Genomic DNA, 14,315 nt, shown 5'->3' with positions numbered 1-14,315 from the left:
AATAATGCAGTGATTTGAAAGGTAAAGGGGGTAATTACCGTTTTTAATACTGGCACTTATATTACTGGCGTTTTATGCTATAGCACGTGATTTATAACGAGATACTTATATAGATATATAGGTAAAGTATACAAACCGATGGAGTCATTAATGTCTAGCAATAACCTGATAAAACAACTGCAAGAGCGGGGCCTTGTTGCCCAGGTAACGGATGAAGAGGCGTTAGCTGAGAGACTGGCGCAAGGTCCGGTTTCTCTCTATTGTGGCTTCGATCCTACCGCTGACAGCTTGCATTTGGGTCATCTGGTTCCCTTGCTGTGTTTAAAACGATTCCAACTTGCTGGGCATAAGCCTATTGCGTTGGTCGGTGGTGCGACAGGTTTGATTGGCGATCCTAGCTTTAAAGCAACTGAACGCAAATTAAACACAGAAGAAACAGTCAAAGAATGGGTTGAAAAAATTCGCAAGCAGGTTTCGCCATTCCTTAGTTTTGATGGTGAAAATGGTGCAGAGTTAGCCAATAACTATGATTGGTTTGGTAAAATGGATGTGCTGGCTTTCCTGCGTGATATTGGTAAGCATTTTTCCGTTAATCAGATGATCAACAAAGAAGCGGTGAAGCAACGTTTAAATCGCGATGATGTTGGTATTTCCTACACAGAATTTTCTTATAACCTGTTACAGTCCTATGACTTTGCTAACCTGAATGGAAAATATGGTGTTGAATTGCAGATTGGTGGTTCGGATCAGTGGGGCAACATTACTTCAGGTATTGATTTGACTCGTCGTTTACACCAGAAACAAGTGTTTGGTATGACAGTGCCACTGATCACTAAATCAGATGGCACTAAATTCGGTAAGACTGAAGGTGGGGCAGTTTGGTTGGATCCGAAGAGAACCAGTCCGTACAAATTCTACCAGTTCTGGATTAACACAGCAGATGCAGATGTTTACCGTTTCCTGAAATTCTTTACTTTCATGAGCATTGAAGAAATTAATGCACTGGAAGAAGAAGATAAAAATAGCGGTAAGGCACCACGTGCTCAGTATATATTGGCGGAGCAAGTCACCAAATTAGTGCATGGAGAAGTAGGTCTTGCTGCGGCTAAGCGTATTACTGAGAGTTTATTCTCCGGTGCTGTGGCTGATTTGACTGAAGATGACTTTGCTCAACTGGCTCAAGACGGTATGCCAGCGATTGAACTTGAAAATGGGGCTGATTTGCAACAAGTCCTGGTTTCTGCTGAGTTTGTTCCTTCCCGTGGGCAAGCGCGTACTATGATCAGTTCCAATGCAGTTTCCATCAATGGCGAAAAACAATCTGAGCCTATGTATGTATTTACGGACAGTGATCGTTTGTTCGGGCGTTATACTTTGTTACGTCGTGGTAAAAAACATTATTGCCTTATCGACTGGAAATAATTCATAAAGATGTTATTAAAGGGCAACAGTGATGTTGCCCTTTAAGTATCTGGCATCTTTATCAGCTACTCACGGATCTTAAAATATAAATTAGGCCTTATAATGAAAAATATTCTTTCAATTCAGTCTCATGTAGTCTTTGGTCATGCGGGAAACAGCGCGGCTGTTTTTCCTATGAGGCGTATGGGAGTGAACGTATGGCCATTAAATACGGTGCAGTTTTCTAACCATACCCAATATCCTCAATGGCGTGGGTGTGTAATGCCGCCAGAACATCTGACAGAAATTGTGCGGGGGATTAGCGAAATTGATAAATTGGCATCCTGCAATGCTGTTCTGAGTGGTTATATCGGCTCTGCGGAGCAGGGGAATCATATTCTCGATATTGTGAAGCAGGTTAAGAAAGCTAATCCTGAAGCATGGTATTTCTGCGATCCTGTCATGGGACACCCAGAAAAGGGATGTATTGTTGCATCCGGTGTTGCTGAATTTTTTTGTGAGAAGGTATTACCCGTCAGTGATATTATTGCGCCTAATTTACTGGAACTTGAAACACTGGCTATGCGGAAAATTGAAAATGTAGAACAAGCCATATCCGCAGCGCGTGAATTATGTGAAAAAGGCCCTAAGATAGTGTTAGTTAAGCACTTAAGCCGTGCAGGTTACCGAACAGATTGTTTTGAAATGCTCTTAGTGACTAAAGAACATAGTTGGCATGTTAGTCGCCCATTGATTGATACAGGAGTGCGTCAACCAGTTGGTGTTGGTGACTTAACCAGTGGCTTATTCCTCGTCAATCTATTGAAAAGCCCATCTTTGACAAACGTAGCACTACAAGCTGCATTAGAACATATTGCAGCGGCAGTTTATGAAGTGATGTTGGAAACGCAAAAAAGTGAGGAGTTTGAATTACAGCTCGTTGCTGCTCAAGATAAGATAGTTAAACCAACACATCAATTCAACGCATCACAAATTGACTGATCGTTAAAGATGATATACCCAGTGAATTTCAGTATGTCGCACAACGGCAAAAGAACGAATCTCCGAGCATAGAAATTATGTATGGGGTGAGCACAGCCAGCAAAGCGGCAACTTGAAAGATTAAGGGTATAAATTATATTCAGCTTCCGGTAGTAAGTTACCGGAAGCTTATGGCATTTCTGCTTTTCAAGCATCATAAACATATAGACGCTGTTTAATCTTATCCGTATAACTGTTTAAATGTACCGATGCTGGCATCACTGGGAATCACTTGTTCGAACAACCTTAAGAAGTTCCGCATGGGCTTGGAGTTAGCAATCATGTCCTGCTGTAGGCAGGGATGCAGTTGCTCTTGAAGCAGGGCATTTTGCTGTTGCAGAGAACGTTGTCTTCTGATGCCGTAACAGCATTCGCAACCGGATTTGCATTACAAGACAAGCGATAAACAATCCGGTACACATGCCCCACCATACACCCGCAGGGCCGAGAGAATATTGCGATAGCCACCATGCGATGGGTAATCCAATTCCCCAATAACTTACTCCAGAAATAATAACCGTAACTTGTGCATCCTTGAGAGCACGGAGAAGTCCACATACCATTGTTTGCCAACCATCCAGCAAGCATAGCAGGGCAGCAAACGGCACTAACATTAACGCTATATTTTTGGCCTCAGTTGCCTGATTTACATCTGAAGGTAGAAAAAGGGACAATAATTCATTTGGGATCAGCAATAAGATTGAGATAGCCAATGATGACCATAATAGGATTAAGGCATTTCCAATCCAGGATAAGTTACGTACTTTATGCCAGTTTCCAGCACCTGAAGCTTGCCCTGCACGCATGGAAACTGCATACATCAGACCCAGTGGCACAGTGAAACCTGTGATGACCAATTGCATGAGGCTTTGATGAGCAGCCAGCGTGATAGCACCTAAAGCGCCCATTAGCCAGGCACAGCCATTAAACAAGCTATTTTCCAGACCAAGAGTTCCCGCGGTAGGTATCCCAATTTTAAGGAGTTCGGGCATGGTAGCTAAGTCTTTGCGGGTTAATCGGGTAAAGATTGGATAGCGTTTGTAGTCGGGATGCAGGCATAGAACCACAACGAATATAATTCCCATATAACCATATGTAATGGCAGAAGCAATGGCGATACCACATATCCCCATCATTTTGGATAAAATCCACCCTAAACTACCGGAGAGGATAAGTGCACTGAACATAATGAAGGGAATAGGGCCCGGTTTACCAATGCCGGCGGTGAATCCTCTCAATGCGAGAAATAAAAGGCCAAATGGCATCCCCCAAACGAGTATGTACAAAAATTCCTGAGCCATTTCCACTGTATCTGGTGGTTGTCCAAGCATCAACATCAGTGGGGTAATATTCCACAAGAGTATTCCCATTCCAAAAGATAAAAGCAGTGCAAGAAGTAATCCACAACGAATGGCAGAAACAATATCACGGCGTCGGCCTGCGCCATGATAGATGGCAACCAGGTTGCCGGCAGCGGAGATGACGCCGAATGACAATATATAGCATAAGTAAAATGCCGAAATAGCCAATGCACCTGCTGCCAATGCCTGTGGGCCGAGTTTCCCCATCAGTAATGTATCGATGAATAAAATTCCGCTTTGCGCACATTGAGAAATAATTAACGGAATCGCAAGTATCAGAATGGAACGTATATCGTCCAGCCAATCAGGGGGCTGAATCATATTTTTTATTCGAAGGTATCTATTCAAATTTACATCCTTGCTCAAATTTATAAATATGCCCCACAGAAGAATGGCTGTGGGGCAGTTGTTTTTAGCTATTACCTTGTTACTGATTACTCTGTTTCACTGATGAGTATATTGGTTTCAGATAAAGCACCTTGTTGGGCAAATACCTGTTTGAGGATATCCGCTGTTTCCTCGATATTATCTTCCTTAAAAATATCATCATGGGTAGCGTTAATGCGATAGGTGCTAAATTCACCCTCAACTAACGCTTCCCAATGATTAACAAGATTGTCAAAAATAAGCGGATTGTTGTGCTCTCGTTTCTGTGACGCTTGTATCAGTACGACCCGACCCACGTAAGGACGCGGCTGATAGTTCATCAGCAATTCTGGATTGTGCTGTAACTCAACCGAGAACGCTTTACCAAATGTACTCTCAGGATCAACGCCCTCCTTAGACATAAAGTCGTTCAACGCGATCTCATCAGGTTGTTGCCAATGGCGATTTGATGCAAAGAAACTATCTATCAGGACAAGCATTTCAACCTCTTGACCCATGGTACGCAACTGTTGAGCCATTTCATAAGCAATTACGCCACCATAAGACCATCCTCCTAAATGGTAAGGCCCGTTGGGTTGTACTTTGCGAATTGCTGCAACATAGTGCTCAGCTTGTTGTTCTATACTGATAAAACGCCCCTGTTTTTGACCAAAGGTAGGGTTATTTAATCCAAAGATACGTTTGCCCGACATACGTTTACTCAGGGCAAGATATGGAAACGCCAAACCAAAAACAGGATGCACAAGGAAAATAGCTTCATCGGAATCCGTTTCTGAAATGGTTAACAAGATTTCTTTGTCTGGACCCAGCGTCACTTCATCAAAGATTTTTGCCAGCTCTTTTGGTGTTGGGTGCTGGAAAATATCTATGATTTGTACAGGCTTACCCAACTTATTTTCGATAGCGACAATAAGTCGCAAGGCGAGTAATGAGTGGCCTCCAATCTGGAAGAAATTATCGGTAATACTTACTTGCTCCAGTCCCAAAACCTCCTGGAAAGACTCGGTTAACGCTCGCTCAATATGCGTACGAGGTGCTTGGTAAGCATTGTCTTTGAGTTGCAGACGAGAAACCGCAGGTAAACGACGGCGCTCAAGTTTGCCAGACGCGTTGAGCGGGATCTCATCAACAGGCGTAAAAGATGCCGGGATCATAAATTCTGGAATACGTGTTGAAAGTGCTTGTCGGAGCTGTCTGATCCATTCAGGTGTTGGCGTTACATTGGTACAAAAGTAAGCGGCCAGCTCTTTATCACCCTTTTCCTCTTGGAGCATGACAACAACTGCGGCGTGAATGCCGGGATATGTCAGCATGGCGGCTTCAATTTCCCCTAATTCGATCCTAAAACCACGAAGTTTCACTTGATCATCTGCTCGGCCGAGATATTCAATATCACCGCTGGAGAGATATCGGGCATAGTCACCACTTTTGTACAATCGCAAAGAGAGGTTATCTGTTGTGCGAAGTTCAATAAAGCGCTCGCGGGTTAACTCTGGTCGGTTGAGATAACCACGAGCCAGACCTTGTCCCCCGAAATACAATTCACCGACAACACCGACAGGGCATGGGTTTAATTGCTTATCCAGAATAAAGGCACAAGTGTTATTGATTGGGCGCCCGATAGGAATTCCTCGTACGAAGTCATTCTTATGGTTGGTAATATCATATGTTGTTGAGAAAGTGGTATTTTCGGTTGGTCCATAACCGTTAATGAGTTTTTCTGGCCCTTTTCCGCTATTTAACAATTCTCGGATATGCGGAACGCTCAAGGCTTCACCACCAATAATGAGAGCACGCAATGGCCGGAACATATCCGGGACAGCGGAGATTTGTTGATTGAATAGGCTGGATGTTAACCACATCACGCTGAGAGACGCTTCACGAATGGCGGAGAACAATTTGTGAGGGTCCAGCACGGTTGTTTTATCCAAAATGACCAACGTAGCACCGTTGAGTAGTGCTCCCCAAATCTCAAATGTGGCAGCGTCGAATGCCAGACTGGATGCGAGAGCAATCCGATCTTCTGGCGATATATCCAGAAAACCGTTTTCTTTCACCAGCCTTATAATACTTTGGTGTTCAACACAAACGCCTTTGGGCAGGCCTGTGGAACCGGAGGTATAAATAGCATAGGCCAGATTGTCCTGCTTTATCTCTATCTGCTCAGAGATAGCTTCAGAAATGGCACCTTCAGCGTAAGGCAACTCGTTAATTGAGTTTAGATAGATGATTTCACCCTCAAACGCTTTACATTTGTCCTTTGTGTCATTGTCAGTAATCAGACATCGCACTTTCGCATCGTTCAGGATGAGATTAATTCTTTCTATTGGATAGTCATTATCAACAGGGACGTACATTCCCCCCGCTTTAAGTATTGCCAGAATCGTGACAATGGCTTCTGGCGAAGGGCGTAACAACATACCGACCGGTGTTTCATACGAAACGCCTTTGAGTTGCAGGAAGTCTGCAAGTTCTGATGATTTTGCATCTAATTCAGCATAACTGATTGAGCGTTCTCCTGCGATGAGTGCAATGGCATCAGGATTAGCGTTGACTTGTTGCCTGAAGATCGACACAACATTACCTTCGGCCTTAGATATTGATGTCATAGGCATGGACAACGAACCTGTTTGCAGCGGTATGCTTGCCAGCGCCAGTTTTGGCGTGTTCGAGATTGCCTGAAGTAAGTTAGTGAAACTGTCAGCAAAGTGACGGATAGACTCTTCACGGAACAGTTCTGTCGAATACTCAAAAGCAAGCTCAAGTCCGTGGCTATCTTCTTTAACGGCAAGTAATAGATCAAAGCGGGCGATTTGCGTGTCGACTTCGAAGAACGTGGTTTTTACATCAGGCAAATCCAGTTGCCATTCATTTTCGTTTTGCATATCAAACATAGTTTGAAACACCGGATGCTGGTTAAGCCCGCGCTTAGCCTGACAGATTTCCACGACTCGTTCAAACGGAATATCCTGATGTTCATAAGCATCCAGTGTATTGTCCTTGACGACTTCCAAGAATTGGCTGAATGGCATCTCAGGAGCACACTGGCTGCGGATAGCGACGGTGTTAACAAACAGGCCAATGGTTTTTTCAACTCCTTGATAATGCCGGTTAGCGATGGGAACGCCGACAACAAGATCTTCTTGGGTGGTCAGACGGAACAACAGGGCCTTATAGGCGGTAAGCAGCATCATAAATAAAGTGGCACCGCTCTGTTCGCCTAATTTACGTAATTGCATATAGGTTTCGTAAGGTATCCGGGAGTTGAGTACTTTTCCGTGATAACCCAGTTGTGCCGGACGTGTATAGTCGGTTGGCAAGGCTAAATAATCCGGGGCACCGGATAGCTTAGTGCGCCAATAATCTGCCTGATGTTGAAGATCTGGATTAGCGAGATACTGACGTTGCCAAGTAGCGAATTCGCTATAACACAGTCCTTGCTTATCGATGGGGATCGATCTGTTGTCGATGATAGCGCTGTATCGTTGTCCAAGTTCATGCAGGAAGAGGGTACGTGACCAGCCATCCCAGATCAGATGATGAACATTCATGAAAAAGACATTGCGAGTGGCGCTTATCTCTATCAAGCTGGCCCGAATAAGTGGCCCATGCTCAATATCGAAAGGTTGGATTGCTTCGCTTTGCAACGACATATTGAGATTATGCAACCAGTGCTGATCATTGGCGAACGCTTTACCATCAACAAATTGCAAGATATCAGGGGCGTTGGCGCTGATATGCAGCGCAGGTTGCTCATTCTCCTGATTAATCGTTGAACGGAAAACTTCATGAGATACCAACAATTCATGAAATGCCCGAACGAATGCAGGCTTGTCTAACAGACCTTCTAAGACAAAGGCGATAGGAACATTGTATAGCGGCGAATTTGGTTGCAGTCGGGAAATGAACCATAATCGCTCTTGAGCAAATGATAAAGGTGCAACACGTGAAATCGCGCAGGAGAGTAAATCTGATGTCCTCTCAGTGTGAGTTGGGGAAGCCTGATTTACGCTATTGTCCAGCAATCCATCAATTTTTTGGGCCAACTGAGTAATCGTTGGGGCATCGAAAATTGCACGCAGAGGCAAATTGATCTGCATCGAACTGCGGATTTTTGCGATCAACTGTGCGGCGAGTAATGAATGCCCTCCCAGAGTAAAGAAGTTTGCGCCGATACTACGTACTTCTAAACCAAGTACTTCACTCCATAGTGATATTAAACGATGTTCAGTATCCGTTTGAGCAGGGCGTTCTTCTTCTTCAATATGGATGAGCCCTTGTTTTTGCGTGTCCTTAATAAGGCGTTTGCGATCCACTTTACCGTTGGACGTCATCGGGAAACTTTGGTCAACAATAATGTGTGCCGGAACCATATAATCAGGAAGCTGGCTGCGCATGTGTTCTTTCAGCAGGTTGCGATCTACTGAGTACAGGGTTTTGGCTTTCTCCTGTAATTGCCCCAGATAATCAAGTCCCTCCAATACCAGTGATGATTGGATACCAAAATCAACCAGACAGGCGATTTCATCGACACCGATCTCTTTTAATTGGCGTACCATATTCAAGCAAGATTCAACGCTGCCGATGAGTGAAGACGTTTTGGAATATCTTTCAAACGCAAGCTCGATGATGGATTCCGCTTCTTCTTCTGTTTCGAACATTTCCTCCTTACCAAAGGATTTTGCCATTTTTTCGAGGGATAAATGAGCACGCAAATAATCAGAGAAAGGCTTGCGGCAGATTTCCACAGCGTCTGATTCATCCTTCCAGACAAAGGCGTGAAGCATTAAGGTAATGGTTTTTTCGGCTGGATTGTGCCCATATTCCCGTAGAGTTTGTCGATAAAGCGCTATTTTTTCCTGTAGAACTTCTACGGATTGGCCCAGAAGGTGAGTCAGTAAATGGGCTCCTGTTTTTCCCGCTTCTACAAAAGTAGAGGGATCGCCTGCTGCGGTAATCCATGTTTCCAGATCTGCCTGTTGTGGTCTTGGATATACGCTGACTTCGCCAGTATTACCAATGCCATCTTTGACAGTAATTGCTTCGCCACGCCACAGCGCTTTGACCGTTTCAATGTGTTCGGTCATGATTTCGCGTCTGTCAGCAAAATTCTCAGGCAATAGTGCGAAGTCTTTAGGGTTCCAGCCAGAAGCAAAAGCCAATCCGACCCGACCGTTAGACAAATTATCGACAACAGCCCACTCTTCAACAACCCGTATCGGATTATGAAGTGGCAGAACGACACTGCCTGCACGGATCTGGATCTTATTCGTGATCATAGCAATAGCCGCGCCCAAAACGGAAGGGTTAGGGAACTGACCGCCTACGGCATGGAAATGGCGTTCTGGTGTCCATATTGCTTTAAAGTTGAGGGCATCCGCCCGCTTTGCACTTTCCAGATAAAGCTGATAGCTCTCTTTTGCCGACGTCTCGAAACCCGCAGAGAAGTAGAACAGGCTGAAATCCATTGCTGTGGATGTGTGTTCATGTTTTGGAATAATGTGGGCAACCAGACTGGTATCGCCAGATTGGCCTTTGACAGGAACAACCACTGCTTGTTTTACCGCCGGAGCTTGTTCCAGACACTGTTCAATTTCACCTAACTCAATGCGGAAGCCCCGCAATTTTATCTGGTTGTCTGAACGGCCGAGATATTCAATGCGGCCATCAGCTAAAAACCGTGCAACATCGCCGGTGAAATAGAGGCGACCTAACGAGGGATGTTCAATAAAACGTTCCGTCGTTAAATCCGGGCGTTGATGATAGCCACGCGCTAAGCCTGCACCACCAATATAAAGATTGCCGATCACCCCAATCGGTACTGGCTGCATCTGGTTATCGAAGATATAGATAGTGGTATTGGCAATAGGGCGGCCAATGGTGATTTTATCAAAATCAGGATACAGTCGCTCCGCGGTAGACCAAATGGTCGTCTCTGTTGGTCCGTATACATTCCATAACTCAGCTCCTGTGCCGACGAGTGAATGAGCAAGCTCTTCACTGAGAGCTTCTCCGCCACAAAGGATCTTGAATCCAGCCGGGCATTGCCAGTGTGCTTCTAACAGGAGCCGCCAGGTCACAGGCGTTGCTTGCATCATCGAGCAATGGCTTGTTGTGATAAGCTCTGCCAACCGTTCACCGTCAGCGGCTTCCTCTTTATCTGCAATCAGTAACTGACCCCCAGAAATTAATGGCAGATATAGCTCTAGCCCGGCGATATCGAATGAGATCGTCGTGACTGACAAAAGGGTATCCTCTGCTGTTATTCTCAACCGTTGCTGCATATCGAGAAGCAGATTACTGAGTCCGCGGTGGATGACCTGAACACCTTTTGGCGCGCCTGTTGAGCCAGATGTGAAAATAACGTAAGCGAGATCTTCTGGCCTGCTAAGTACAGGTAATGCAGAATTGCTTGATTCAGCAATAACAGGCCAATTGGTATCGATTAATAGCGTTTTATCTTGCGGCCAGTTTTGCTGATCTTTCAATGAAGCTGAGGTGATTAAAACAATGGCATTGGACTGGGTCAGCATGTATTCGGTTCTGTCTGCGGGGTATGCAGGATCAATCGGGACATAAGCTGCACCGGATTTCATCACTGCCATCAGCGCGATGACCATATCTACAGATCGTTCAAGCGACACCGCCACCAATTTGTCAGGCTCTGCCCCTTTGGTGCGAAGATAATGCGCTAATTGGTTAGAACGGTTGTCGAGTTCTGTGTAACTCAGTTGCTGATCTTTACAAACTACGGCGATGGCATCACCACGAATACTTGCCTGCTGGCTGAATATTTCGCTGACATTGCGCGCTGGATCGAAATCGGCACTTGTTTCATTCCATTGTGATAACGTTCTGTTTTCTTCAGTATTCGTGATTGAATGGGTGTACAGCGCAGCATTTGGTTGCTGTACGATGGCATCTAATAGGGTATTGAAGTTTGCACAGAATCGCTTGATAGTCGCTGACTGGAACAGATCGGTTGAGTATTCCAGTTTGATCTGGGCACCATCATCGTCTTCCAATACTGTCATCGATAAATCAAAACGAGAACTGTTTGAATCCACCAGCAATGGCTGGCTATGAATGCCTTGCATTTGTAACCGGAGTTCATCCCGATGCTGATAATCGAACATCACCTGAAATATAGGGTTAAAGCTGAGATCACGTTCTTGTTGCAGTATTTCTACCACTTTTTCAAATGGCACATCCTGATTTTCAAACGCGGTGAGCGTGGTATCCCGTACTTGTTCCAGAAGGGCAGGGAAAGTTAACTCTCCACGGCACCCACTGCGGATAACAACGGTATTGACGAAAAGGCCAAATACATTTTCTACACCCGGATAATGACGGTTGGCTGCCGGAGTGCCCACAATAATATCTTCCCGACCGCTGTAACGGGCGAGCAAGCAGGAAAAAACAGCAATTAAGGACATGAAAGGGCTTGCACCCTGTTTCAGACCTAACTGTTTGATAGATTCCAGCGTCTCTTTACTGATTCTGCTCTGGTGCAATGCGCCACGATAAGTGGTGGATTTAGGACGGGGCATATCTGTTGGAAGAGGCAGAAGGGCATCACTGTCTTGCAGATGCGCTTTCCAATAATCAAGCTGTTTGTTGATATCCGATGACATGATTTGCGTCTGCTGCCAAACGGCAAAATCAAAATAACTGATATCTTGCGGTGTAGAAAGTGAAGTCTTTTCCTCACACTGCACGTTGTAGGCTTCTCCCAGTTGGCGAAGATACAAGCTGAGTGACCAGCCATCCGTAATAAGATGGTGAAAAGTCAGTGCCAAATAATGCTTCTGCTCATGGATCTGGAATAAGGTTGCTCTCAATCCGCCTTCATTTTCCAAATCCATGGTATGTGTAGCTTCAATACTGAGCAATTGGGCCAACTCGGTTTGCAGACTGGCTCTATCAAGGTTTGCCAGCTCTTCACAATGCTGGACTTTTAGCTCCGTCATCGCATTAGCTAAGACTTGCACTACTTGATTATGTTCTTGCATAAATCGTGCACGCAGCAATGGATGATATTTTGCGGCATGTACGAAGGCCTGTTGCAACCGTTTGATATCTAAAGTGCCGTTCAATTCAAAGGCGATGGGGATATGATAAACCGCTGAATCGGGCATCAGTTGTGACAGGAACCAAAGTCGTTGCTGAGGGAAAGACAGCGGGTATTTTTCAGATATCGCCTGACGCGGAATCACTATTTCTGAGCGGTGTTCTGTTTTTGAAGCGCTATCTATCTGTGTCGCTAAAGCACGGATTGTGGGTGCCTGAAAGAAGCGCCGCAAACTAAGCTCCATGCCAAACTGTTTGTTGATGGCTGACAGTAATTGTGTTGCCAGCAAAGAGTGGCCGCCCAGAGTAAAGAAATTGGTATCGGCACTGATAGTGGTGATATCCAGTAGTTTTGACCAGTGATGACTGAGCCAAATTTCTGTTTTACCCGATGGGGCAACATATTTATCGGGGGATAATGCAAGAACATCAACGACCAGATGTTCAAGAGCCTTACGGTCTAACTTGCCGGAGTTGGTTTTCGGTATGGCATCCAGAAATGATATAAGACCAGGCACCATATAGGCTGGCAGTCTGGCAACCACCAACTGGCGTATTTCAGCCAGAATTGTATGTGAACGCGCGATGGCATCCGGCTTAATGGTGACAAATGCGGTCAGGCGCTGGTGGCCTTGACTGTTTCGCTGAACAGTGGCAGCGGAGTCCTGAACATCGGGGTGACGTTGTAACACGGATTCTATTTCACCCAGTTCGATGCGGTAGCCGTTCATCTTCACTTGATCATCCCCACGACCAAGGTAGGCCAGTTCACCATCCTGGCGCCAGGCTGCGCGATCGCCTGTGCGCAGTAAAATTCCGTGAAAACCCAGTTGTCGGGAAATATCCGAGTCAGGGACTATCGGTATAAACCGCTGCTGGGTGAGTTCATGTTGGCGGAGATAACCCGCTGATACACTGTCTCCGCCAATATAGAGCTCGCCTTCGATTCCAATCGGCGTTTGCACCATTTTTTCATCAAGAACAAATAAATGGACATTGTTTATTGGGCGACCGATGGGTACAGAAAACTCTCCGGCGCTTTCATATTGCGTGAATGGCAGTGAACGTGTATCAAAATAGGTCACATCTGCACAGCTTTCGGTCAGGCCATATTGGTTAGATAGCCAGCCATCAGGCATGCTGTCGTAGAACCGTTTGCAGATATCGATAATTAATGACTCCCCACTCACAACCCAAAGTTTAGTGGTTGGCACACGCTGTCCGAGATCAGGGAAGATAGTCAGCATGGTGCTGAGATAGGAAGGCACGAGGCAAATTCGGTAAATAGAGTAACGTGCCAGTGCGGGTACCAACAAATTGGCATCTTTTACGACGTTGTCAGGCAAGAGCTGGAGTGGCACACCTTGACAAAGGGGGCCAAAAATTTCCCAGAAAGAGTCTACCGTTGTGAATGCGGTGTTTTGAAAACACACTTCGTCAGGCTGGAAGGGTTGAGCCTGCCACATCCATTCTAGCCGGTTGATCATCCCAAGATGCGTGCCCATGACGCCTTTGGGGCGGCCTGTGGAGCCTGAGGTATAAATGATCCAAGCAATGTCTGTTTCTGACAATATTGTGCCGGGATTTTCTGTTGGAAAATGGTCTAGCTGTGTAAGAGTGCTGGTGTTGATGACATCAATATCCAATCCATCAAGGGCCTGTGATGTTGCAGTATCTGTGAGCGCAAAGTGTGTTTGCGCATCTTCAGCAACCATTGCGATGCGATCGCTTGGAAAATCCGGATTTACTGGTACATAGAAAGCACCCATTTTTAGTAATGCAATTAATGAAATAATGGCATTCGCTCCGCGTTCGTAGCAGAACAGAACGGGATCTCCCTTGGTAATACCTTTTTTGCTCAGGAAAGAAGCGAGCTGGTTTGCGTGCTGATTTAATTGATTAAAGGTCAGCGTATCATGAGCGCTAATTAAAGCGGGTTTATTGGCGTGGCACTCAGCGCTTCTTTCAAATAATTCAACGACTAATTGTCGTTTTGAGCATGAGATGTGTTCCATCATTTTATCTTTCTAATTTTCCAGCCGTATCTTTACGGCG

General features: G+C 45.3%; 4 protein-coding genes. 2 read left to right on the top strand and 2 right to left on the bottom strand.

The features are described 5' to 3' along the window. The first annotated feature begins 150 nt into the window (after nucleotides 1-150). Nucleotides 151-1,422, top strand: coding sequence for a tyrosine--tRNA ligase (gene tyrS, locus Xmir_RS18120; protein ID WP_099115528.1), 1,272 nt, complete (start codon nucleotides 151-153; stop codon nucleotides 1,420-1,422). A 102-nt stretch (nucleotides 1,423-1,524) separates the two neighbouring features. Then, on the top strand, nucleotides 1,525-2,403 hold the full coding sequence (gene pdxY / locus Xmir_RS18115) for a pyridoxal kinase PdxY (protein ID WP_099115527.1): 879 nt from the start codon (nucleotides 1,525-1,527) through the stop codon (nucleotides 2,401-2,403). Between the two features lie 311 nt (nucleotides 2,404-2,714). Here pdxY and Xmir_RS18110 read toward each other — a convergent pair whose 3' ends face one another. After that, on the bottom strand, nucleotides 2,715-4,151 hold the full coding sequence (locus tag Xmir_RS18110; RefSeq protein ID WP_145956924.1) for an MATE family efflux transporter: 1,437 nt from the start codon (nucleotides 4,149-4,151) through the stop codon (nucleotides 2,715-2,717). 86 nt (nucleotides 4,152-4,237) lie between these two features. Further along, complete coding sequence (locus Xmir_RS18105; RefSeq protein ID WP_099115525.1) at nucleotides 4,238-14,278, bottom strand: amino acid adenylation domain-containing protein; 10,041 nt, start codon at nucleotides 14,276-14,278, stop codon at nucleotides 4,238-4,240. Nucleotides 14,279-14,315 lie beyond the last annotated feature (37 nt).

This window comes from Xenorhabdus miraniensis, from assembly GCF_002632615.1.
Note: the sequence above shows the minus strand (reverse complement) of the source record. Positions and strands in the feature narration are given on the sequence as shown.